Genomic DNA, 23,340 nt, shown 5'->3' with positions numbered 1-23,340 from the left:
TCAGAAAAATATTCTTAAAAAATTATTCATAACGTAAATAATATTTTAATAATTTTAGCGTTATGATGCTAATTGGAGAAAAATTCCAAGGCAAAAGTTCTAACAAATAATTCCTTTTAAAACGATGAAAACCAGCAAGATTCTAGGTTTGCTTGTTGCCATGTTACTATGGCAATCCTGTTCTAAAAAATCGGCTTCCGATTTTGATTCAGATCCCTCTCTTTACAAAGATTACATTACAGGATTTTCATCGGGCTTTGTCTCGGTCAACTCCGACTTCAGAGTACAGTTGGCATTCAACAAAAGCGATTGGAAACCCAATCAGGAATTAGACAGCGATTTGTTTGACGTTTCTCCAAGTGTGAGTGGTAAAGTGGTCGCCTTGTCGCCCAACACCATAGCTTTCATTCCCAACGAAAAATTAGAGCAAAATACGCTCTATCAAATTACGTTACGACTTTCGGAAATTACCAATAAAGTGCCTAAAGAATTGGCCAATTTCAATTTTTCTGTCAAAACCATTAAGCAAGATTTTATCGTCAACACCCAAGATTTGCAATCGTATAGCAAAGATTGGTACTATTTGAACGGCAATTTAAAAACCGCTGATAATCTTACGTTAGAAGAAGCCCAAAAAATTATTGAGGTTACACAAAACGATAAAAAACTCAAAATCAAATTCGACAAAGCTTTGAGTACGAGTACCGATTTTAAATTTATGATCGACAGTATTCAGCGTTTTGATGACGATAGTGAGATTTTTATCAACTGGGATGGCGATGCGGTTGACATTGACCAAAAAGGCGTGACCAAATTCCCGATTCCGGGGAAAAACCAGTTCAAAGTCTTGAAGATTGAAGTAGGCGATGCCAACAACCAATCAGTTTTAATCAACTTTTCCGATCCACTCAAAAAAGACCAGGATTTTAAAGGATTAGTGGCTATCGAAAACACCAACAACCTCAAGTTTGCCACGATGGGGAATGTTTTAAAAGTGTTTTACAACAAAGAACCTGATTCCAAAGTCGACCGCGGTACTACTACCGCAACTGTCGATACGGCTATGGCTGCTGTTGACACTGCTGCTGTTGCTGTGGAAGAAATTGTGGAAGCCGTTGCTGCCGCTGAAACCGGATTTTCCGGAAGTAAATTAGTCGAAGTGTTTCAAGGCATTGAAAACATCGATGGCTACAAGATGAAGCAAAACTACTCCGAAAAGTTGCTGTTTGAACAAGTAAAACCCGGCGTAAAATTGCTCAAAAGCGGTACGATTTTACCGAGTTCTAACAATTTAAAAATCAATTTTGAAGCGGCGAATCTGAATGCTGTTGACGTGAAAGTCTTTAAAATTTACAAAAATAACATCCTACAATTTTTGCAAGACAACAATCTCAACGGCACCGAAAACTTGCGCAGAGTTGGGCAATCGGTAGCCAAAACCAAAATCGAACTCAAGCAAAATAACCTTATCGATTACACCAAGTGGAATACTTACGCTTTGGATTTGTCTAAGATTATCAAACCCGAACCGGGCGCCATTTACCGGGTTGAGTTTTCCTTTAGAAAAGAGTATTCAATGTACAAATGTACTTCGGTAAGTGCTGAAGACGACGAAGATTACAACAACGAAGAAGAGGATGAACCGGTGGCCGAAGACGACATCAATTACAGCAACAGTGGTTACGATTACTATTACGAACAAGACTACGAATGGCGCGAGCGACAAGATCCTTGTACTAACTATTACTTTTACAACACCAGAGTCGGGACGAATATTTTAGCCTCCGATTTGGGTGTGATTGCCAAAAGAGGCACCGACAAATCCGTGGTAGTGGCCGTTAGTGATATTGTGACTACTGCTGCGGTTTCAGGCGCTACGGTGGATTTGTACAATTACCAACAACAAAAAATTGCCGGTTCCCAAACTGATGGCGATGGTTTGGCTTCTTTCCAATTGGAAAAATACGCCTACTTTGCTATAGTAACCAAAGGCGATCAAAGTACTTATGTGAAGTTAGACGATGAGCTGTCGTTGTCGTTGAGTAATTTTGATGTGTCAGGCGAAACCTTGCAAAAAGGCATCAAAGGTTATATCTACGGAGAAAGAGGCGTTTGGCGTCCCGGCGATACCGTGTATTTGTCTTTTATCTTAAATGATAATGCCAACAAATTGCCGGCTTCGCATCCGATTAAATTAAAACTGAACGACCCTAAAGGCAAAACGGTTTACGAATCGGTACAAAAACTGAATGATTTAAACCATTACAAATTCGTCATTCCAACTGAAACCAGCGACATCACCGGAAATTGGGAAGCCGTGGTAAGTGTCGGCGGCGCACGATTTTACAAAAGCATCAAAATCGAAACCATCAAACCGAATCGATTAAAAATTAAAAACAGTTTTAACGAGTCGGTGCTTTCTGCTAATAAAGAAAACATCAACAACATGCAGGTTTTATGGTTACACGGCGCTGTGGCTAAGGATTTAAAAACCGAAGTGCAAGCGAAGTTTTCACAACAACTCACCACTTTTAAAGGATTTGCCAACTATGTTTTCGACGATCCGACACGTAGATTTTATACCGAAGAAATCAATATTTTCTCCGGCAAAGTCGATGGTAACGGACGAGCTTCTATTCCGATTAAACCGAACATCGAAGGCCAAGCACCGGGCATGTTGCGCGCCGCTTTCATTACCAAAGTATATGAAAATGGAGGTGATGTGAGTACCGATGTGGCTTCCACCAACTATTCGCCTTACACTACTTATGTCGGTATCAAATCGCCCGAACCCAACAAATACGGGATGATTGAAACCGGAACCAATAATCGATTTGACATTGTGACCCTAAGTGAAACCGGTCGCCCACGAGCGGTGAGAAATCTGCAAGTCAGTGTGTACCGAATGGAATCGCGCTGGTGGTGGGATGCCTCTAACGATGATTTGTCCAGTTATAATACTTCTAATGCGACTATCGCTTACAAAAACTTTTTTATCAATACCGATGCATCGGGCAGAGGCAGCGTGTCTTTTGTAGTGCCGGATGACGAATGGGGTAATTATTTGGTACGCGTAACCGATCCGAATGACGGTCATGCTACCGGAGTCAGAGTCTATATCGATATGCCTTGGTGGTCGGCTAAGTCCAGAAATACGGATGGTGAATCGGCTACAATGCTTCGTTTTTCTACCGATAAAACCAATTATGCGGTGGGTGATAAAGCCAAAATTTTCTTCCCTTCCAGCGAAGGTGGCAGGGCTATGATTTCCATTGAAAACGGCACCAAAGTATTGAAAACCATTTGGGCCAAAACCAAAAAAGGCGAAACCACAGTCGAGTTGCCGATTACCGGAGAAATGGCGCCGAATGTGTACATCAACATTTCCTTACTGCAACCGCATGCGTCCACCAAAAACGATTTGCCTATTCGCATGTATGGTATCGTTCCGATAGAAGTTATCGATAAAAATACGGTTTTAGAACCGGTACTCACTATGCCTGATGTGTTGCGTCCGGAGCAAACCATCAATGTTAAAGTCTCTGAAAAGAAAGGCAAAAAAATGACATACACCATAGCTGTGGTGGATGAAGGATTGCTGGATTTAACCCGTTTCAAAACGCCGAATGCCTGGACCAGTTTCTACACCCGAGAAGCTTTAGGCGTAAGAACTTGGGATGTTTATGATGATGTGATTGGCGCTTACGGCGGTAAAGTAAATCAGGTTTTCAGTATCGGTGGTGATGCCGATGCGGGAGGCGGAAAAGCCAAAAAAGCCAACCGTTTCAAACCGGTAGTTTTATATTATGGTCCGTTTGAATTGAACGGCGGTTCGAAGACTCACCAAATCAAGTTGCCGAAATACATTGGTTCTGTTCGCACTATGGTGGTAGCGGCCGACGCTAAAACCAGTGCTTACGGGATGGCGGAGAAAGCCACTCCGGTGAAAAGTCCGCTCATGATTTTGGCTTCTTTGCCACGAAAAATTTCGCCTTCTGAAAAAGTTACGTTACCGGTTACCTTGTTTGCGACCGAGAAATACATCAAAAATGTCACCTTGCAAATCAAAACCAATAACAGTGTTAGGGTGATTGGTAAGTCGAGTCAAGTTATCAAGTTTACCGAACCCGATGAAAAAATGGGTTATTTTAATTTGGAAGTCGGCGCCACTACGGGTATCGGTAAAATCGAAATTACCGCAGTTTCCGGCAAAGAAAAATCGACTTACGCCGTTGAGATTGATGTGACCAACCCGAATCCGATTGCGAATGATTTTACCGATGTGGTGATTCCGCCAAACAGCGCCAAAACCATTAGCTGGAAAACCTTTGGCGTAAGTGGCAGTAACAAAGCCAAAATGGAAGTTTCCTCGTCGCCAACCGTCGATTTCAGTCGAAGATTGGATTATTTAATTCAGTACCCGCATGGTTGTGTAGAGCAAACTACTTCTTCCGTTTTTCCGCAGTTGTATTTAACGGAGATTATGGATTTAGATGCAGTTCGCAAACAAAATATCCAGAAAAATGTGATGGCCGGAATCAAGCGCTTAGGGAATTTCCAATTGCCTAACGGAGGATTGTCGTATTGGCCGGGCAATGTAGATGCCGATGATTGGGGTACTTCTTACGCCGGTCATTTCTTAATCGAAGCCGAGAAAAAAGGCTACGTTTTACCTATCAGTTTTAAATCGAAATGGTTGTCCTACCAACAAAAAGCAGCCAAACAATGGCGATTTGAAAAATCTTATGGCAACGATTTGGCCCAATCCTACCGCTTGTACACCTTGGCTTTAGCCGGTGCACCCGATTTGGCTTCGATGAACAGATTGCGCGAAACGGTTGGTATTTCCAACGAAAGCAAATTGCGTTTGGCGGCTTGTTATGCCATGCTGAAACAAAATGCCGCCGGAATGTATTTGTTGGGTAAATCTTTCATAGACGAACAAAACACCGAAGATGGTTACTACTATTACTACTACGGTTCCGCCGAGAGAAACAGGGCTATGGCTTTAGAAACGCTGATTTTGTTAGGCCAAAAACAAAAGGCCTTTGCCATGGCTACCAAATTGGCTAAAAATTTATCGAGTAAACAATGGATGAGCACCCAAACCACGGCTTATGGGTTGTATGCAATGGCCAAATTCGCCAAATCCAACGGCAGTAAAGGCGTTTCCGTTCAGTTCACCAACAATGGAAAAACCGAAGTGATTGCAACCGATAAAACGGTAGCCCAAAGAACCTTGTCGGTGAAAATGGGCAGCAATTCGGTTACACTTAAGAACAACAAGAAGAACACTTTGTTTGTTCGTATACTGAATAGCGGTATTCTTCCGGTTGGCAGTGAAAAACCGATGCAGCAAAATGTGTCGGCCGGATTGGTCTTTAAAGACCGAAAAGGCAAAGTGATTTCGGTGTCGAAAATCGCGCAAGGAACCGAGTTCTATGCCGAAGTTACGCTAACCAACCGCAAGAATGAAAGAGTGGAAAATATCGCCTTATCGCAAATAGTTCCGTCCGGTTTTGAAATAGTCAACACCCGCTACACCGATTTTGGCAGTGCCACCGACAATGTAGCCGATTACATTGACATCCGCGACGACCGAGCCAATTATTATTTTAGTTTGAAACCTTCGGAAACGCGACAGTTTAAAATCTTGTTGAATGCTTCTTACCTTGGGAAATACTATTTGCCGGGCTTGCAATGCGAAGCCATGTATGACAACGAGTTTATAGTGCGTACCAGAGGACAATGGGTAGAAGTGGTGAAGTAAACAGATTTATCCTAACAGGTTTTTAAAACCTGTTAGGTATAATTTAGAAAGAAGAATAAATAAATCTCGTATAATAAAAACCAAATGAGATAATGCAAAAAGATGTCTTTGAGCCCGGTGTGACTTATCATTTCTATAACAGAGGAAATAATCATGAAAATATTTTTTTAGAGAAAAAAAATTATAATTATTTTCTACTTCTAATAAAAAAATACCTCTTGCCTATTTCAGAAATTTATGCCTACTGTCTTTTAAAGAATCATTTTCATTTGGCTTTAAAGATTAAAGAAAAAGAAGAATTGCCACTAAAATATCAAGAAAAAATTCATTTACCTTTTTCTAATTTATTTAATTCTTACACCAAAAGTATTAATAAGGCCTATCAGAGAACCGGGAGCTTATTTCAAGAACATCCTCAAAGAAATAGAATTAAAGAGGAGAATTATTTAAGACAATTGATAGTCTATATTCATCTGAATCCTTTAAAGCACAAATTCACGGATAGATTTGATAGTTATAAGCATTCCTCATACCAATCTTATTTATCAGGATTGGATGCCAATCTTGAAAGAGAATATATATTCGAACTATTTGGAGGAAAAGAGAATTTTATTTTTCTTCATCAAGAAAGTCAAATTAAATATGAAGGATTGATTGAACAAATTGATAAGTTTGATTTTTAGCTTCCTATTCTAAAACATTTCTACGCTAAGAGATAAAAAAACTTTTTAGTATTCAAATACAACAACAGATGTCTAATAGACCAAGTATACCTAACAGGTTAAAAAAACCTGTTAGGATAATTATAAACTGTATAAAACACAACAAAAAGAAATCAGCCATAGGATTTGTTCTTTTGCTCGTCTATTACTTTTCGTTGCCCCGTGTTTTATTCGATTCGCCTTATGCAACTGTTATTGAAAGCAGCGAAGGCGAATTATTAGCGGCCAAAATAGCCCGTGACGGTCAATGGCGTTTTCCCGCTCAAGACAGCGTGCCCGAGAAATTTAAAAAATGCCTGGTTTACTTTGAAGACGAACATTTTTACCACCATCCCGGATTCAATCCGGTGGCCATGGTTAAGGCTTTTCAGCAAAACCGTAGCGCCGGAAGAGTGGTTCGCGGCGGTAGTACGTTGACCCAACAAGTCATTCGTTTGTCGCGTCAAAACAAAAAGCGCACCTATTTTGAAAAAGCCATCGAGATCGTTTTGGCGACGCGTTTGGAGTTGCGTCATTCCAAAGAAAAAATCCTCGAATTGTATGCGGCTCATGCGCCTTTTGGCGGTAATGTTGTGGGGTTGGAAATGGCGTCTTGGCGGTATTTCGGCGTGCAATCGTACCAATTATCTTGGGCGGAAAGCGCTACGTTGGCGGTATTGCCCAATGCGCCGAGTTTGATTTATCCCGGGAAAAATCAGGTTAAGTTGTTGCGCAAACGCAATACCTTGTTGCTCAAACTGTATCATGAAAAAGTCATAGATAAGCTCACTTACGAATTGGCCGTTAAAGAACCTTTGCCGCAAAAACCCTATAATTTACCGCAAATTGCGCCGCATTTGCTGCAAAGAATTGCTAAGACCGACGAAGGCAAACGCATTAAAACCACCGTTGCGATTTCGTTGCAAAACCGGGTGAATCAAATTGCGCAACAGTATTACAATCAGTACAAACAAAACGAGGTGCACAATTTGGCCATTATGGTCATCGACATCCAAAACCGCAATGTCATTAGTTATGTCGGCAATTCGCCTACGGACAAAGACCACGATAAAGATGTGGACATCATTGGCGCGCCGAGAAGTACCGGTAGTGTTTTGAAGCCGCTGTTGTTTGCTTCCATGCTCGACGAAGGAGAACTGTTGCCCAATACTTTGGTAGCCGATATTCCTACGCAAATTTCCGGGTATTCGCCGCAGAATTTTAACCTGACCTTTGACGGAGCCGTGCCGGCCCAGCGCGCTTTATCGCGTTCGCTGAACATTCCTTCGGTGTTGATGTTGCAGGATCACGGCGTGAATAAATTTTACGAGTTGACGCAGAAATTGAAGCTTAGAAATATCAACCAACATCCCGATCATTACGGATTATCGCTCATTTTAGGCGGTGCCGAGAGCAATTTGTGGGATTTGTGTCGGGCCTACGCTAATATGTCGGCTACGATTAACTATTTCAATCAGTCGAACGGAAAGTACCGTAGTAAAGAGTTTGCCGAGTTGAATTATGTGAACGACTTTCAACAGGATTTCGGTGATGATAGTTTTCAGCAAAATATTTTCGGTGCCGGAGCTATTTATTTAACGTATAATGCGATGAAGGAAGTCAACCGACCGGAAGGTGATGAAGCTTGGAAGTTTTACGATTCGTCTTTAGAATTGGCTTGGAAAACCGGGACTAGTTTCGGGAATCGTGATGCTTGGGCAATAGGCACTAATTCGCGTTACGTGGTTGGTGTTTGGGTGGGCAATGCCAATGGTGAAGGCCGACCGGAATTGACCGGAGTGGACAGCGCAGCGCCCATATTGTTTGATGTGTTTAATTTGTTGCCCCGAAAAAAATGGTTCCAACCGCCGTTGAACGATTTGGAGTATGCAGAAGTTTGCAAACAAAGTGGTCATTTAGCCCAAGACGATTGCCCGAAAATCAAACAGCTCATCACTCGTAGCGGTAAGAAAACTGCGATTTGTCCGTATCACAAATTGGTACATTTGGATGCATCGCGGCAGTTTAGGGTGAACAGCAGTTGCGAGGATGTGGATAAGATAGTAACTACCAAATGGTTTATACTGCCGCCTGTAATGGAATGGTATTACAAGAGTTTACACATTGATTACAAAACGGTGCCGCCGTACCGAGCCGATTGTCAGCCGACACAACAAGCGGTAATGGATTTTATTTATCCCAAAACCAACAGCAAGATTTATTTGACTAAGGATTTTAACAGCAAAGTACAGCCGGTAATTGTAAAAGTGGCGCATTCCAATAGGGAAGCCAAACTATTTTGGTATGTGGATAACGACTACAAAGGCACGACGCAAACCTTTCACGAGATGCCGATTGCTGCGGAAACCGGAGTACATTACATTACCGTGGCAGATGAATTTGGGAATGAGATTAAGAGAAGAGTGGAGATTATTAAGGATTAGCCCTAGCCCGGATAGGAGTGGAAATCCTTTTTTGTTTGCCCTATTCTTAATGTAAACTACCGAAGTGCCGACAAAAAAGATTGTAACGTATAGCCGGACACGAGCTCCTAAATAGCGAAATGGCAAAGCAAACAGCTTCTAAAAAGCACTTCGACAAGCTCAGTGTGACATTGTTTAAACGATAGATTTTGACACAAAAAAACCGCCAGTCTTTCGAAAGGCGGTTTTTCTTTTATTCCTTGATCTCATTTCCGTCTTTGTCGAAGAAATGATACTCTAAATACGTGTAAGCGTCACGCGGTATGATTTTCACCCATTTTTTATGTTCAAAAAGCCATTTTGAACGTATTGATGGAAAACCTTTTTTAAGGTAAGCGGCCACGAACGGATGGGCATTAAGCTTGATGCCGCTGTGGTCTTTGATAATCTTTTCAAGGGAGAAGTTAATCTTGTCGATAATTTGGATAGGCGCATCTACATCGCCGCTCAAATTGTTCGGATTTTCTTCTCGGGTCTCGATATTGACTTCTGGTCTTACGCGTTGGCGAGTGATTTGGACTAATCCGAATTTACTCGGCGGTAAGATTTTGTGTTTGGCTTTATCGTCGCTCATTTCCTCTCGGAGGAAGTTGAATAATACTTGACGGTTGTCCGGATTTTGCATATCGATAAAATCCACTACGATGATACCACCCATATCGCGCAGACGCAATTGGCGGGCGATTTCGGCAGCGGCTATCATGTTGACTTCGAGTGCGGTATCTTCTTGATTGGTGGCTTTGTTAGAACGGTTGCCGCTGTTCACGTCGATAACGTGTAAAGCTTCGGTATGTTCTATAATCAAATAGGCACCTTTACTCATGGATACGGTACGCCCGAAAGACGTTTTGATTTGTCGCTCGATATGGTATTTCTCAAACAACGGCAAGTCTTTCGACTGGTAAAGCTTAACAATTTTTTGTTTATCAGGGGCTATTTCGGCTAAATAGTCCTTGGTTTCTTGGTACAACTCTGCATCATCCACTTGGATACTGGTGAAAGTATCATTGAATACATCTCGCAAAATAGAAGAAGCTTTATTCAATTCTCCTAATATTTTGGAAGGATGATGAGCAGTTGGTAATTTTTTACACATTGCAGTCCATCGATTCATTAAGTTCTGCAAATCTTTTTCTAGTTCGGCTATGCTTTTGCCTTCGGCTACTGTTCTCACAATAACCCCGAAACCTTTTTGTTTGATAGATTGTACCAGTTTTTTAAGTCGGTCTTTTTCCTCTTTGGATTCTATTTTTTGAGAAATAGAAACCCGGTCGGAGAAAGGCACTAAAACTACAAAACGACCGGCGAAAGACAGCTCAGTGCTGATTCTTGGGCCTTTGGTAGAAATAGGTTCTTTGACTACTTGAACTAATACCGATTGATTGGCACTCAGTATGTCTGAGATGGCGCCGTTTTTATCAATCTCTTTTTCAAACTGAAAGTTTTTTAGGGAGAAATCTTTTAGTTTACCTGCGCTTACAAGTTTTATGAATTTCAAATAAGAAGCCAAGTTTGGTCCTAAATCGTGGTAATGTAAAAAGGCATCTTTTTCAAAGCCTACGTTTACAAACGCCGCGTTTAGTCCGGCTACAGGTTTTCTGATTTTAGCAATAAAAATATCGCCAACCTGAAAATTACTGGTGTCTTCTTGTTTGTGTAATTCAATTAGTTTTCCATCTTTTAATAAGGCAAAATCTACAGCATTCTCACCACTACGGATGATTAGTTCTTTATTCATGTTGTAAATTTTTATCCGAACTTTTTGGTTTCGGGTTTCGGGTTTCGGGTTTCGGGTTTTGCAACTCGGAACGCGCAACTTTTCAACTCGCAACTGAATTGTAAGGATGGATTAAACATTTTAAACAGGTAATGTTGTTACCCGGTGAATCCGGATTTTGGATTAAGGATTTTTGGATTAAGGATTTAAAAATCCTAATTCCTAAATGTCTAATTCCTAATTCCCGATTCCATTTCAATGAACGTTTTTTAAAAAAAGAAAAGTAGTTTAGAACTACTTTTTCTTTTTGTGTCGGTTAGCTCTCGCTCTTTTTTTACGTTTGTGCGTTGCTACCTTATGTCTTTTTCTTTTTTTACCACTTGGCATAAGCTTGTGTTTTTGTGATTAATAAATAAGTTTTTATACTGCTACTTCAGTATTGGTTTTTACTGATTCTACGAATACTTTAGCAGGTTTAAATGCCGGAATATTGTGAGCAGGAATCTTGATAGTAGTATTTTTAGAAATGTTTCTTCCTGTTTTTTCAGCTCTTGTTTTGATGATGAAGCTACCAAAACCTCTTAAATAAACGTTATCGCCGGTTTCTAATGAAGTTTTTACTTCTTCCATAAACGCTTCAACAGTGGCTTGTACATCTCCTTTTTCAAGGCCTAATTTTTCTGAAATCTTCGCTACGATATCTGCTTTCGTCATTTTCTTTCGTATTTAATATTATGTGTAAATTTTTGAGGTTGCAAATATATGAATTAAAAAAAGAATATTTCAAGCATAATCTATTAAAATTTAATCACATAAAGATTTATTTTTGTAAACCTAAATTCCGCTATGAATTTCTCTAAATCTCTAATCCAATGGTATTTACAAAACAAACGCGACTTACCTTGGAGAAATACGCTTGATCCATACTTCATTTGGCTTTCTGAAATTATGTTGCAACAAACTCGAGTAGCGCAAGGATTGCTATATTTTTTGCGCTTTACCGAAGCTTTTCCTACCGTGTTTGATTTGGCCAAAGCCACCGAAGAAGAGGTGCTCAAGCTTTGGCAAGGACTTGGGTATTATTCCAGAGCGAGAAATTTACACAAAACGGCTCAGCAAGTGGCTTTCGACTATGATGGTGTATTTCCTGAAAGTTATGCCGAGTTGTTAAAACTAAAAGGGATAGGCGAATATACTGCTGCCGCTATCGCTTCGTTTGCTTACAATGAAAGTGTTCCTGTGGTTGATGGCAATGTGTACCGAGTATTGTCTCGTTATTTTGAAGTGGAAACGGATATTGCGTCTTCCGGTGCTAAGAAAGAGTTTATGCAATTGGCTGCCGAGTTGTTGCCTGCCGGGGAAGCCAATTTGTTTAATCAGGCTGTAATGGAATTTGGTGCGTTGCAGTGCGTACCCAAGAATCCGGATTGTGCTAACTGTATTTTTAACAACAGTTGCGCTGCGTTACAAAAAAAGAAAGTGACGTTGTTACCAATAAAATCCAAAAAACTGAAAGTAAAGACGCGTTTCTTTAATTATTTGGTTTACACAGATGAGGTCAACAACACCTTAATTGAAAAACGAACGCAAAAGGGCATTTGGCATAATTTGTATGAGTTTCCGTTGTTGGAAACCGAAAAAGAAGTGTCATTTGAGGAGTTGTTGGATTTAATGTCCAATCAAGATATAAAGAACAAAATACTCGAAGTTTCCCGATTTAATACCGCTTTAATTGTACACAAATTAACCCATCAGCATTTAAATATTCACTTCTGGAAAATCACCGTTGAAGGTAAGCTTTCCGGTGGAACCAACTGGGAATCAGTCAAAAAAATGCCTTTCCCGATAGTCATTCATAATTTTATTGAGGCGGAAAGGTTTTAAATTTCAAAAAAAGATGTAAATTTGAAAAGAACAAATTGCTGAAAGAATGAATGGTACATTAAATAAAGTCATGCTTATAGGTCATTTAGGTGACGAAGTGAAAATGCACTATTTCGAAGGCGGAAACTGTATAGGTCGTTTCCCTTTGGCTACTAATGAGGTTTACATCAACAAGCAAACCAACGAAAAAATCACTTCTACAGAGTGGCACAATTTAGTGGTCAGAAATAAAGCAGCGGAAATTTGTGAAAAATATTTGTCTAAAGGGGATAAAATTTATGTGGAAGGGCGCATCAAATCGCGCCAATGGCAAGCCGAAGACGGTACTACCAAATACACTACAGAAATTCAGGTAACCGAATTTACCTTTTTAACTACCAAAAAAGAGGTGGAAGGTATCAAAACACCCCAAAATTTAGAGACTAAACCAGCTAACTTTGAGACGCCTAACACCGCCAATCCGGAAAATGATTTGCCGTTTTGACATTGTTTAACTAACCTTGATACTTTTGGACCCCGAGCCCGGTTTAACTTTTCTCGATACTATTGATACCAACTTGCTTTTCGGAAGTATAGTTATCCTTATTTTGTTGTTTTGTTCGGCCATGATTTCGGCGGCAGAAGTGGCTTTGTTTTCGTTGTCGCAAAATGATTTGAATAAGCTGTCACAACAAAATCCCGACAAGTCTCAGTTGGTTTCCCAATTATTACAAAAACCCAAAAAGCTGCTGGCAACCTTATTGTTGGCCAACAATTTTGTCAATATCGGGATTGTTATTATTTTTTCATTTTTTTCGGATTCTCTATTTGCCGGCATAGTTTCGCCGTTAGTGAAGTTTGTAGTCGAAGTCATTTTGGTTACTTTTCTCATTTTGCTCTTCGGAGAGGTATTGCCTAAAGTTTACGCCAGTCGCAATAACATCAAGTTTTCCATACGAATGGCTCGACCGCTTTGGATATTAGACCAACTGCTTTCGCCCTTAAGTTTGCCAATGCGAGCCGTGACAGTGTATTTGCATAAAAAATTAGGGAGACAAAGAGCCAATATATCGGTGGACCAGCTTTCACAGGCTTTAGAAATGACGTCAACCGACGATACCACATCGGATGAACAAAAAATATTGGAAGGCATCGTTTCTTTCGGGAATACCGACACCAAACAAGTAATGAGTCCGAGAATTGATATCTTTGCCCTGGAGATTGAAGAAACCTTTGCCGAAATTTATCCGAAAATAGTCGAGAAAGGCTATTCGAGAATACCGGTTTATCGCGAGAACATCGATCATATTGAAGGTGTTTTGTTTGTAAAAGACTTGATTCCGCATATTCACAAAAAGGAATTCGATTGGAATTCTTTGTTACGAGAGCCGTTTTTTGTGCCCGAAAACAAAAAGCTCGACGATTTGCTCAAGGATTTTCAAAGCATGAAGAGTCATTTGGCCATAGTGGTTGATGAATACGGTGGTACTTCGGGTTTGGTTTCTCTGGAAGATGTAATTGAAGAGATTGTAGGCGATATTTCGGATGAGTTTGATGATGAAAACATCAGCTATTCTCAAATAGACGACAAGAATTTTCTGTTTGAAGGTAAAATCAACCTCAAAGATTTTTATCGCATTGTCAATGTTGATGAAGAAGCTTTTGAAGATCAAAAAGGTGAAGCCGAAACCTTAGCCGGATTTATCTTGGAAATACTGGGTAATTTCCCCAAGAAAGGTCAAAAAATCCATTTTTCTACAGTACTGTTTACTATAGAAGTTGTAGATAAAAAAAGAGTCAAGCAATTAAAAGTAACTTTGGAATAAAGTAAGATGATTAATAAAGTAATAGGATTTCTGACAGTATTATTGTTGTTAGCGTTTACAGGATGTAAAAATGAAGTGTTGCCTAAACCGGCCGGACAGCTGCGCTTGGATTACGAGGTGGCTAAATATACAAGTTTTAACAGTTCGTGTCCGTTTACATTTGAAATGAACGAAAAGGCTAAGGTAAATGCTACGCAAAACTGTGAGTTTACTATCAATTACCCCAAGATGAAAGCAACCATTTATCTTACCTATAAAACGGTGAACAACGATATCGATAAATTACTGCGTGACGCTCAAAAGTTGACTTACGAACACGTTATCAAAGCCGATGATATTTTGGAACAACCTTACATTAATAATGACAAAAAAGTATATGGCATGTTTTATCGTGTGAGCGGGAATGCCGCTACCAATGCACAGTTTTATGCCACCGACAGCATTAAGCACTTTGTGACCGGCTCGGTGTATTTTTATGCCAAACCCAATTTCGACTCAATCATGCCGGCAGCCGATTATATCAGGAACGACATGCAACATTTGATAGAATCTATTCAATGGACCCAAGGACGTTAGACCGAACGCAGCGACGCTGAATAAAAAAAGGAACTCAAGTGAGTTCCTTTTTCATTAACTGAAATTTGTCTTATTTTTTGACTACTTTGTATGTGTTACCGTCGGCAGTGGCTTCAACGGTAGCGTATAATTTTTCCGGAGTTAAAACGGCAGCGTCAAATTCAACCGTGGCTTCTTTTTTGTCGAAATCCACAGTGGCTTTTTGTACGCCTTCCATATCGGCTAATTTTTTTTCAATGGTTTTGGCACAACCCATAGCGCAGGTCATTCCATCTATTTTAAAACTGGCAGTTTCCGGTTTTGCGGCAACAACCTTAGTTTTTTCAGTAGTCGCGGTAACTTCGGTTCCGTTATCGACAGCGGGTTTGCTTGCCGTGTCTTTACAGCTGAAACACATTGATGAAACGATGCCCAAGGTTACTAAAGATTTGGTGAAATTCATGGTAATCCTAATTTTAATGGTAAATGCTTGTTTGAGAAACAAAAATAAATAAAAATTAAAGTTATTATTCTTAAAATAATTACAAAATTTGAAGACTTAAAATTAGGTATGAAAGCAACACAAACAAAATGGCTTATTTTAATCGTTTTGGCCTTAATTTGGGGCAGTTCGTTTATCTTGATAAAAAAGGGATTGGTTGGTTTGAGTCCATTCCAACTGGGGTCTTTACGCATCGTTTTTTGCGCCTTGTTTTTATTGGTTATCGGATTTAAAAATTTGGCGGATATTCCTTTGCACAAATGGAAGTTTATTGCCTTAACCTCGCTTTTCGGCACTTTTATACCGGCTTATCTTTTTGCTATTGCGCAAACACAAATCAGCAGTTCGGTAAGTTCAATCCTCAATTCACTTACGCCTTTGAATACTTTAATATTAGGCGCGGTGGTTTTTGGGCTTGATTTCAAGCGGACACAAGTTATTGGGGTAATTGTTGGTTTTGCAGGGACTATGTTGCTTATTTTAAACGGAGCTGCTCACCATCCGAATCAAAATTACTGGTACACCATTTTGGTTTTAATTGCCTCAATGTGTTATGCCACTAATGTCAATTTGATTAAAAGGTATTTGTCCGATTTGAAGCCTTTAACCATTACTACTGGGAATTTTTTGGTGATGTTGTTACCGGCTTTAGGCATTTTACTCACCACCGATATTTTGACTAAAGTTCATTTGGCTGAAGTTCAGGAAGCGATGATTTTTATAGCTGTTTTAGGAATTATAGGCACCGGAATAGCCAATGTGCTTTTTTACAAGTTAATCCAAATCTCGTCACCGGTTTTTGCTACCTCAGTAACTTACTTGATTCCGGTTGTGGCATTCTTTTGGGGATTACTGGACAATGAAATGCTGACACCTGTTCAGTTTATTGGTGCTTTTGTTGTTTTGGTCGGGGTTTACTTGTCCAGTAAAAAATAAACGCAGAATTTAACCACAAAGCTCAGGAAGAAGGTGTAAAGACCGCAAGTTTTCAGGTTTTGTATTTTGAAACTTAAATTTGAAGTTTATTTGGCACTTGTTTTTTGTATGTTTTGGGATTTATAAAAAAAAAAAAAGACCGCTATTGCTAACGGTCTTTTTCTTAATCTATATAAATTTCAACTATTGAAAATCAGCGTCTGAAACTCCTTCGTTGATTTTAACTTCTGAAATTTTAATATCCAATTCGATACCTACATTCATGATTGTATTGAAAGGGAATTTAACCCCTTTTACGTCTCTGTAGTCATTGAAAGTTGTTACGCGAGTAGCTTTTTGACCACCTTGCTCTTCTGTAGTAGCTTCAGCAGTTTTGTATCCTGTTTTAACATCAAAGTAATAAGTAGTATCACCGTCAACAACAGTATAAGCATCACTTCCGTTCATAGGCTCAATACCGGTTAAAGTTACTCCTGCTTTAGTAGCTAAGGTAGTTTCTGAGAATAAAACAGCGCTTTCTTTCATTTTGGCCAAGTCTTCCCCTTCAAAGGTTTTTTTCTGACCTTGTTGCATCATATAGGCAGTGTTGCCATTAACTACTTGTTTCATTAATGATCCCATTCCCGCCATTGACAATTCAACCATCATACGACCTTTGTTGTCGATTTTTGAGTTGTAGGCAATTGGCATCGGTGCTTGAGGAATTTTGGTTTCACCAACGTTAACAATTGATTTTACAGTTTTGATAGCTTTTTCACCACCAATAGCTTTAATGTAATTGTCGATTACTGTTTTTACAGTTACGCCGGCAGGAACGGCTTTTTTCATAGCCGGTTTTTCGGTTGGATTACCAAATTTGTCGAAATAGAAAATCGGAATTTTCAAACTTTCTAATCCCGGTAAAACTTCAGAAGCTTTTCCAACCACCAATATTCTTAAATTATCAGCTAAAAAATATTTGTTTACCACTCTCATTACGTCCTCTGGAGTAACGGCGTTGATGTTTTTGATATAGTTTTCATAGAAATCAGCCGGAAGACCTTCTGTTTCGATGTTTAAAGCATAACGGGCAACAGTAGATGGTTTTTCTACTTGCATTACGAAACGACCGATGTAACCGGCTTTTACGTTGTTCAATGCTTCTTCAGTAACTTTTTCAGTTCTGATTCGGTTTAATTCATATAACGCTTGCGTGATAGCACTGTCGGTTACAGCGTTTCTAACTTGCGTATTGGCTCTGAATTGGCTGTACATGTTTTTGTCGAAACCAACACTAGAGCGCGCTCCGTAAGTCCAGCCGTGTTTTTCTCTCAAGTTCATATTCAAGTAGCTGTTAAAATCGCCACCAAAAACTTGGTTCGCTAAAATTACCGGGAAGAAATCGGCATCGCCCATTTTCAAGTTTACTGTATTGAAAAGTGTGATTTCCGATTGTACCGCGTTCGGCATATCTACAAAGTTAATTTGAGTATACTGAACATTGGTTGGATTAGAATAAGTCAATCTTGGCGCGGTAGCTTTTACCCATGAACCAAATAATTTCTCCACCAACTTTTTAACTTCTTTGGTTTTAACATCACCAACTACCACTAAGTAAGCCCTTTCAGGAACGAAGTAAGTGCTGTAATTGGCTTTAACATCGGCTAGAGAAACGTTATTGATGGTTTCTTCTGATAGGTATTCACCCGCAGGATGGTTTTTGCCGTAAGCTAAAACTCGCTCTACTCTTCCGGCTACTGCAGGAACGCTTTTTTCTTGAGTTTTTAAACCTTCGATTAGTTTTTCTTTTTCTTTATCGAATTCTTCTTGTGTGAAGTTAGGCATCAAAGCACCTTCGGCCATCAATTCTAAAATTCTTTTGGAGTGTTTAGACAAACCGCTCGCAGAAGCACCTGATGAGAAAAAGTTAATGTTAGCCCCCAAGAAATCGATTTCTTCGTTAAATGCATCTTTCGGCGTTTTGGTAGAACCGTTTCCGATTAAGCTACTGGTTAAATCGTCAACTCCTTTTTTGTTGCCTTCAGCATACGGAGTGTTGTCGATAGTTAAGTTGAAAGAAACGCGTGGTAACTTATGATTTTCAACCACCAAAACTTTCAATCCGTTTGGTAAAGAAAAGGTTTCCGGTTTTTTGATGTTGATAGTTGGTGCCGGACCCGGTTTTGGCTGGGTTCTGTCTTGTGCTTGCATAGTTAAGGTTAAAAACAAGCTTGATAATACTATAATTGTTTTTTTCATGATACTTTGAGTCTTAGTTTTGAGCTTTGTCTTTGGCCGGTACATAATCCAAAATCAAACGTTGATTCGGGTTCAAATATTTTTTTGCGATATCTCTGATTTCCTCACGAGTGATAGAACGGAAGATTTCGATTTCGGTGTTGATTAAGTTTACATCACCATATAAAAGATAGAAAGTAGCTAGGTTTTCGGCAACTCCTTCTACGCTGGCATTGCTGTCCACATAGTTGCTTTCGTAGATGTTTTGTAGTTTTTGAAAATCTTTTTCTGAAATCAATTCGTTTTGCAACTTTACAATTTCCTCATCGATTTCGCGGATTAAGTCAGCCGAAGTGTTTTCGCCTTGCGGCATTCCGTATAAAATGTACTGACCATAGTCTTCTTGGCTGTAGTTGAAAGCACCAACTTGTAAAGCCATTTTTTTATCGTCTACGATTTTTTTGTACAATTTAGAACTTTTACCGTTACTTAAGTAAGTAGAAATCATATCTAAAACTCTCGCATCACGGGTTTTCATCGATGGCGTTCTGTAAGCCGCTACTACCATTTCTTTTTGGATGTTAGGATCTTCGTAACGGGCTTTGATAGGCTCGGTAATTGGAGCTTCTGTAAAAGTTTCTTTTTTGATTTCCACACCTCTTGGGATTGGACCGAAATATTTTTCAATCCATGCTTTGGTTTGGGCAATATCAATTTGACCGGCTACTACCAAAACAGCGTTGTTAGGGGTGTAGAATTTTTTGTTGAACGCTTGGAATTCTTCTAAAGTGGCAGCATCTAAGTGTGCCATAGAACCAATGGGTGCCCAACGGTAAGGGTGATTTTTAAACATGTTTTTCTTTACCTCGGCAATCAATTGACCATAAGGTTGGTTATCAACACGCAATCTTTTTTCTTCTTTAACTACTTCATTTTGAGTGTCAACGCCGATTTGGTTGATAACAGGATGCATCAATCGCTCAGATTCCATCCACAATCCCAACTCGGTATTGTTAGAAGGGAAAACCTCAAAGTAGTAGGTTCTGTCTTCAGAAGTGTTGGCGTTATTGGTTCCTCCGTTAGAAGTTACAATTTTGAACCATTCTCCTCTTTTGATGTTTTCAGTACCTTCGAATAATAAATGCTCAAAGAAGTGAGCAAATCCTGTTCTTTCCGGATTCTCATCTTTAGAACCTACGTGGTACATTACCGAAGTAATCACCACCGGTGCAGATGGATCGTTGTGTAAAATAACATGCAAACCATTCGGTAAATCGTACTCTTCAAAAGCTACCTTTTGAGCATGTGCTGTTCCTCCAAGCATAAGCAATGAACTTAAAGCAATTAATGATTTTTTCATAAAAAATTGAAATTTTTTCGTTGATTGTTCAGTTAGTTAACTAACCTTTAAATTTGTTACACAAAAGTACTTTTTTTTATCTAAAAATGTGATAACCCGCACAATTATATTGTTTTGGCTAAGAGTCTGATGCTGAGATTTGAAAAAAATGCTTTACAAGGTTGTGTGTAAAAGAAATAGTTGTATATTTGCGCACTTAAAAATTAACTAAACATTATTGTTATGTACGCAATCGTAGAGATAGCAGGGCAACAATTCAAAGTAAGCAAAGACCAAAAAGTTTTTGTTCACCGTTTGGCTACAGAAGAAGGTTCAAAAGTTTCTTTTGACAAAGTTCTTTTGTTAGACGACAATGGTAACATCACTTTAGGCGCCCCAGCTATAGAAGGTGCTTCAGTAGAAGCCAAAGTGTTACAACACTTAAAAGGAGACAAAGTAATCGTTTTCAAAAAGAAAAGAAGAAAAGGTTACAAAAAAAGAAACGGACACAGACAATCGTTGACTCAAATCGTAATTGAGGGAATCAACGGAAGTGCTGCTCCAAAAAAGAAAGCAGCAAAAAAAGCTGAAGCTACAGAAGAATAATTAACATTTAAAAACTAAAACGTCATGGCTCACAAGAAAGGTGTCGGTAGTTCTAAGAATGGTAGAGAATCAGAATCGAAACGTTTAGGCGTTAAGATTTATGGTGGTCAAGCTGCAATTGCTGGTAATATCATCGTTAGACAAAGAGGTTCTAAGCACAATGCCGGAGATAACGTTTACATGGGTAAAGATCACACTTTACATGCAAAGGTTGACGGAATTGTAAAATTCCAGAAAAAAGGCGATAACAAATCATTTGTATCTGTCCTTCCGTTCGAAGCATAAGAACAAACTCTTATCAAAATACAAAACCCGTTCAGCAATGAGCGGGTTTTTTGTTTGGCTTCGCTCAGTTTGCCTCTTGGGTTAGGAGCGAAAGGTTCGGGCTCTTTTGGTTTCCTTTTTCCCGCTTTACGAGCTACGCGGTAGCTTCTCCCAAATGCGAAGCATTCACCGAACACTTACAAAAATCGAACATCTAGTGAGGTAATCGGGGCTAATTGGGATTGGTCTTTTGTGCTTGGCATATCGTCCCTAACGGGCTACCCATATTAAATCCCTGACGGGATTGTGATCTTTATGCCTATAAGACATCTTTTTTTCTTACAGTTCGGCCTACGGAATCAACAAATCTAAAGGAATTATAAATAAAAAACCCTCGCTTAAAGCAAGGGTTTATATCTAATATTTAAAATCTGAAATTTAATATCAGATTAGTATCTGTAATATTCCGGTTTAAACGGACCTTCAACAGCAACTCCAATATAAGCAGCTTGTTCTTCGTTTAAGGTTTCCAATTCAACACCTAACTTAGCTAAGTGTAGAGCAGCCACTTTTTCATCTAAATGTTTAGGCAACATGTACACTTCATTTTTGTAGGCAGCACTGTTGTTCCACAATTCGATTTGTGCCAAAGTTTGGTTGGTAAACGAATTACTCATTACAAAACTTGGGTGTCCGGTAGCACAACCTAAGTTTACCAAACGACCTTCCGCTAAGATAATGATGTCATTGCCATTAACGTTGTATTTGTCTACTTGTGGTTTGATTTCTACTTTAGTGTTGCCGTGATTTTTGTTTAACCAAGCCATGTCGATTTCGTTGTCAAAGTGACCAATGTTACATACGATGGTTTTGTCTTTCATCGCTTCAAAGTGTCTTCCAACAACGATGTCTTTGTTACCTGTAGTTGTAATCACGATATCAGCATTAGCGATAACGGTGTCTAATTTTTTCACTTCAAATCCGTCCATAGCCGCTTGTAAAGCACAAATCGGATCGATTTCAGTAACGGTTACAATAGAACCTGCACCACGGAAAGAAGCTGCAGTTCCTTTACCTACGTCTCCGTAGCCACAAACAACCACTCTTTTTCCGGCTAACATAATATCGGTAGCACGACGAACAGCATCTACAGCCGATTCTTTACAACCATATTTGTTATCGAATTTAGACTTAGTAACCGAATCGTTTACATTAATAGCCGGCATGTATAATGTACCGTTTTTCATTCTTTCATACAAACGGTGAACTCCGGTAGTAGTTTCTTCTGACAAACCTTTGATGCCAGGGATTAATTCTGGGTAGCGGTCAAATACCATATTGGTCAAATCACCACCATCGTCCAAAATCATGTTCAATGGTTTTCTGTCTTCACCAAAGAATAAAGTTTGTTCAATACACCAATCAAATTCTTCCTCGTTCAAACCTTTCCAAGCATAAACTTGGATTCCGGCAGCAGCAATAGCAGCCGCAGCCTGATCTTGCGTAGAGAAGATGTTACAAGATGACCATGTAACTTCGGCACCCAAAGCAATTAAGGTTTCAATTAAAACAGCGGTTTGGATGGTCATGTGAAGACATCCTGCAATACGCGCGCCTTTAAGTGGTTGACTGGCACCATATTCTGCGCGAAGCGCCATCAATCCTGGCATTTCAGCTTCTGCCAATTCAATTTCTTTTCTTCCCCAAGCTGCCAAGTTAATATCTTTAACTTTGTAAGCTACAAAAGGTAATGTTTGTGTACTCATCTATTGTGTATATTTGTTTTATAAAAAAATGTGGCGCAAAATTACGGAATAGAAAAGAATTAAAAAAAACTTTTTTGATTTTTTAGGGATTGTTTAAGCGCTTAATTTTCTGAAAAACAATTAGATAATTTTAAAATACCCATGCCGTTATTAGAAATCAAAGCTTTAAATCGGAACACTACCTTGTACGTTTGGAAAATCACAGAATCTTTCGATGAACTTTTCCGCACTGTAGCTTTGAAAGATGTTTCTTTGGCAAGATTGGAAAGCATGAAAGCCGAAGGCCATCAAAAAGGGTTTCTCAGTGTAAGAAGATTGCTGATGGAAGCCGGTTATACCGATTTCGATTTGTACTACGACGATTTCGGCAAGCCGCATTTGGCCGACGGAAAACACATTTCGATCTCTCATTCAAATGATTTTTCGGTAATAGTGACCAGCAGTGAAAATATTGGCGCCGATTTAGAAATTCTGAAAGATAAAACCATAAAATTAGCACCCAGATTTATGGATGTTTCGCACTTAAAAGGCTTGACAGCATCAGATTTGCTCAAAAAAGCTACAGTGGTTTGGGGGATCAAAGAGTCGGTTTTTAAAATAAAAAATGAAGTCGGCATTAGTTTCAAAGATCACATTTTTGAAAGCGATTTTAGCTTGGCCGATCAACAATGTAAAGTAACCTTAAAGTTCAACAATAAAGAGGAATATTTTGATGTCATCTTCGATTTCATAGAAGATTATGTGTTTGTTTGTGCCTTTAATTCCGTTTCTTTGAATGATGTTACAGGCTAATGC

The 23,340-nt window shown here is 39.3% G+C and carries 17 protein-coding genes; 11 read left to right on the top strand and 6 right to left on the bottom strand.

Annotated elements, in window-relative coordinates; all coding sequences use genetic code 11:
- The first annotated feature begins 124 nt into the window (after window positions 1-124).
- From ACJG85_RS01775 to pbpC, 3 genes are all read left to right on the top strand, one after another.
- A complete protein-coding gene (locus ACJG85_RS01775; protein WP_412476779.1) occupies window positions 125-5,770 on the top strand; it encodes an alpha-2-macroglobulin family protein in 5,646 nt (1,881 codons plus the stop codon).
- A 92-nt stretch (window positions 5,771-5,862) separates the two neighbouring features.
- Window positions 5,863-6,453 (top strand): transposase, encoded by a 591-nt coding sequence (locus ACJG85_RS01770; protein ID WP_412476778.1) that lies wholly within the window; start codon window positions 5,863-5,865, stop codon window positions 6,451-6,453.
- Window positions 6,454-6,521: 68 nt separating this feature from the next.
- Window positions 6,522-8,915 (top strand): penicillin-binding protein 1C, encoded by a 2,394-nt coding sequence (pbpC, locus tag ACJG85_RS01765; protein ID WP_412476777.1) that lies wholly within the window; start codon window positions 6,522-6,524, stop codon window positions 8,913-8,915.
- 232 nt (window positions 8,916-9,147) lie between these two features.
- Here pbpC and ACJG85_RS01760 read toward each other — a convergent pair whose 3' ends face one another.
- Window positions 9,148-10,692: a ribonuclease E/G gene (locus tag ACJG85_RS01760; protein WP_324689837.1), complete on the bottom strand. Its 1,545-nt coding sequence runs from the start codon at window positions 10,690-10,692 to the stop codon at window positions 9,148-9,150.
- 399 nt (window positions 10,693-11,091) lie between these two features.
- Complete coding sequence (locus ACJG85_RS01755; RefSeq protein WP_131474623.1) at window positions 11,092-11,385, bottom strand: HU family DNA-binding protein; 294 nt, start codon at window positions 11,383-11,385, stop codon at window positions 11,092-11,094.
- 132 nt (window positions 11,386-11,517) lie between these two features.
- Here ACJG85_RS01755 and mutY point away from each other — a divergent pair, with 132 nt between their 5' ends.
- From mutY to gldD, 4 genes are read left to right on the top strand one after another with little or no spacing between them, the layout of a single operon-like run.
- Window positions 11,518-12,555: an A/G-specific adenine glycosylase gene (gene mutY / locus ACJG85_RS01750; RefSeq protein ID WP_412476776.1), complete on the top strand. Its 1,038-nt coding sequence runs from the start codon at window positions 11,518-11,520 to the stop codon at window positions 12,553-12,555.
- 46 nt (window positions 12,556-12,601) lie between these two features.
- Window positions 12,602-13,039 (top strand): single-stranded DNA-binding protein, encoded by a 438-nt coding sequence (locus ACJG85_RS01745; RefSeq protein WP_409678319.1) that lies wholly within the window; start codon window positions 12,602-12,604, stop codon window positions 13,037-13,039.
- Window positions 13,040-13,064: 25 nt separating this feature from the next.
- Entirely contained in the window at window positions 13,065-14,360 is a 1,296-nt protein-coding gene (locus ACJG85_RS01740) for a gliding motility-associated protein GldE (protein WP_409678317.1), read from the top strand.
- A gap of 6 nt (window positions 14,361-14,366) precedes the next feature.
- Window positions 14,367-14,936 carry a gliding motility lipoprotein GldD gene (gene gldD, locus ACJG85_RS01735; RefSeq protein ID WP_409678314.1) on the top strand — a complete coding sequence of 190 codons (570 nt, stop codon included), beginning with the start codon at window positions 14,367-14,369 and terminating at the stop codon, window positions 14,934-14,936.
- Between the two features lie 70 nt (window positions 14,937-15,006).
- Here gldD and ACJG85_RS01730 read toward each other — a convergent pair whose 3' ends face one another.
- Window positions 15,007-15,378 carry a heavy-metal-associated domain-containing protein gene (locus ACJG85_RS01730; RefSeq protein WP_412476775.1) on the bottom strand — a complete coding sequence of 124 codons (372 nt, stop codon included), beginning with the start codon at window positions 15,376-15,378 and terminating at the stop codon, window positions 15,007-15,009.
- A 108-nt stretch (window positions 15,379-15,486) separates the two neighbouring features.
- Here ACJG85_RS01730 and ACJG85_RS01725 point away from each other — a divergent pair, with 108 nt between their 5' ends.
- A complete protein-coding gene (locus ACJG85_RS01725) occupies window positions 15,487-16,353 on the top strand; it encodes a DMT family transporter (protein ID WP_409678308.1) in 867 nt (288 codons plus the stop codon).
- A 183-nt stretch (window positions 16,354-16,536) separates the two neighbouring features.
- Here ACJG85_RS01725 and ACJG85_RS01720 read toward each other — a convergent pair whose 3' ends face one another.
- Window positions 16,537-18,591, bottom strand: coding sequence for a M16 family metallopeptidase (locus ACJG85_RS01720; RefSeq protein WP_409678305.1), 2,055 nt, complete (start codon window positions 18,589-18,591; stop codon window positions 16,537-16,539).
- Window positions 18,592-18,604: 13 nt separating this feature from the next.
- Complete coding sequence (locus tag ACJG85_RS01715) at window positions 18,605-19,930, bottom strand: M16 family metallopeptidase (RefSeq protein WP_409678302.1); 1,326 nt, start codon at window positions 19,928-19,930, stop codon at window positions 18,605-18,607.
- A gap of 222 nt (window positions 19,931-20,152) precedes the next feature.
- Here ACJG85_RS01715 and rplU point away from each other — a divergent pair, with 222 nt between their 5' ends.
- Window positions 20,153-20,515: a 50S ribosomal protein L21 gene (gene rplU / locus ACJG85_RS01710; RefSeq protein ID WP_295338159.1), complete on the top strand. Its 363-nt coding sequence runs from the start codon at window positions 20,153-20,155 to the stop codon at window positions 20,513-20,515.
- 24 nt (window positions 20,516-20,539) lie between these two features.
- Complete coding sequence (gene rpmA, locus ACJG85_RS01705) at window positions 20,540-20,800, top strand: 50S ribosomal protein L27 (protein ID WP_409678299.1); 261 nt, start codon at window positions 20,540-20,542, stop codon at window positions 20,798-20,800.
- Window positions 20,801-21,228: 428 nt separating this feature from the next.
- Here the strand turns inward: rpmA and ahcY are convergent, their stop codons facing one another.
- Window positions 21,229-22,545: an adenosylhomocysteinase gene (gene ahcY / locus ACJG85_RS01700; protein WP_409678296.1), complete on the bottom strand. Its 1,317-nt coding sequence runs from the start codon at window positions 22,543-22,545 to the stop codon at window positions 21,229-21,231.
- A gap of 141 nt (window positions 22,546-22,686) precedes the next feature.
- On the opposite strand from ahcY, the gene ACJG85_RS01695 reads away from it, so the two are divergent.
- Entirely contained in the window at window positions 22,687-23,337 is a 651-nt protein-coding gene (locus ACJG85_RS01695) for a 4'-phosphopantetheinyl transferase family protein (protein WP_412464683.1), read from the top strand.
- Window positions 23,338-23,340: the final 3 nt, after the last annotated feature.

The organism is Flavobacterium mekongense (genome assembly GCF_047038255.1).
Classification (GTDB): domain Bacteria; phylum Bacteroidota; class Bacteroidia; order Flavobacteriales; family Flavobacteriaceae; genus Flavobacterium; species Flavobacterium mekongense.
Note: the sequence above shows the minus strand (reverse complement) of the source record. Positions and strands in the feature narration are given on the sequence as shown.

Excerpts from the sequence above, each read along its gene's own strand:
- ACJG85_RS01775 (WP_412476779.1), top strand. The coding sequence starts at position 125 with ATGAAAACCAGCAAGATTCTAGGTTTGCTTGTTGCCATGTTACTATGG.
- ACJG85_RS01770 (WP_412476778.1), top strand. The coding sequence starts at position 5,863 with ATGCAAAAAGATGTCTTTGAGCCCGGTGTGACTTATCATTTCTATAAC.
- pbpC (WP_412476777.1), top strand. The coding sequence starts at position 6,522 with ATGTCTAATAGACCAAGTATACCTAACAGGTTAAAAAAACCTGTTAGG.
- ACJG85_RS01760 (WP_324689837.1), bottom strand. The coding sequence starts at position 10,692 with ATGAATAAAGAACTAATCATCCGTAGTGGTGAGAATGCTGTAGATTTT.
- ACJG85_RS01755 (WP_131474623.1), bottom strand. The coding sequence starts at position 11,385 with ATGACGAAAGCAGATATCGTAGCGAAGATTTCAGAAAAATTAGGCCTT.
- mutY (WP_412476776.1), top strand. The coding sequence starts at position 11,518 with ATGAATTTCTCTAAATCTCTAATCCAATGGTATTTACAAAACAAACGC.
- ACJG85_RS01745 (WP_409678319.1), top strand. The coding sequence starts at position 12,602 with ATGAATGGTACATTAAATAAAGTCATGCTTATAGGTCATTTAGGTGAC.
- gldD (WP_409678314.1), top strand. The coding sequence starts at position 14,367 with ATGATTAATAAAGTAATAGGATTTCTGACAGTATTATTGTTGTTAGCG.
- ACJG85_RS01730 (WP_412476775.1), bottom strand. The coding sequence starts at position 15,378 with ATGAATTTCACCAAATCTTTAGTAACCTTGGGCATCGTTTCATCAATG.
- ACJG85_RS01725 (WP_409678308.1), top strand. The coding sequence starts at position 15,487 with ATGAAAGCAACACAAACAAAATGGCTTATTTTAATCGTTTTGGCCTTA.
- ACJG85_RS01720 (WP_409678305.1), bottom strand. The coding sequence starts at position 18,591 with ATGAAAAAAACAATTATAGTATTATCAAGCTTGTTTTTAACCTTAACT.
- ACJG85_RS01715 (WP_409678302.1), bottom strand. The coding sequence starts at position 19,930 with ATGAAAAAATCATTAATTGCTTTAAGTTCATTGCTTATGCTTGGAGGA.
- rplU (WP_295338159.1), top strand. The coding sequence starts at position 20,153 with ATGTACGCAATCGTAGAGATAGCAGGGCAACAATTCAAAGTAAGCAAA.
- rpmA (WP_409678299.1), top strand. The coding sequence starts at position 20,540 with ATGGCTCACAAGAAAGGTGTCGGTAGTTCTAAGAATGGTAGAGAATCA.
- ahcY (WP_409678296.1), bottom strand. The coding sequence starts at position 22,545 with ATGAGTACACAAACATTACCTTTTGTAGCTTACAAAGTTAAAGATATT.
- ACJG85_RS01695 (WP_412464683.1), top strand. The coding sequence starts at position 22,687 with ATGCCGTTATTAGAAATCAAAGCTTTAAATCGGAACACTACCTTGTAC.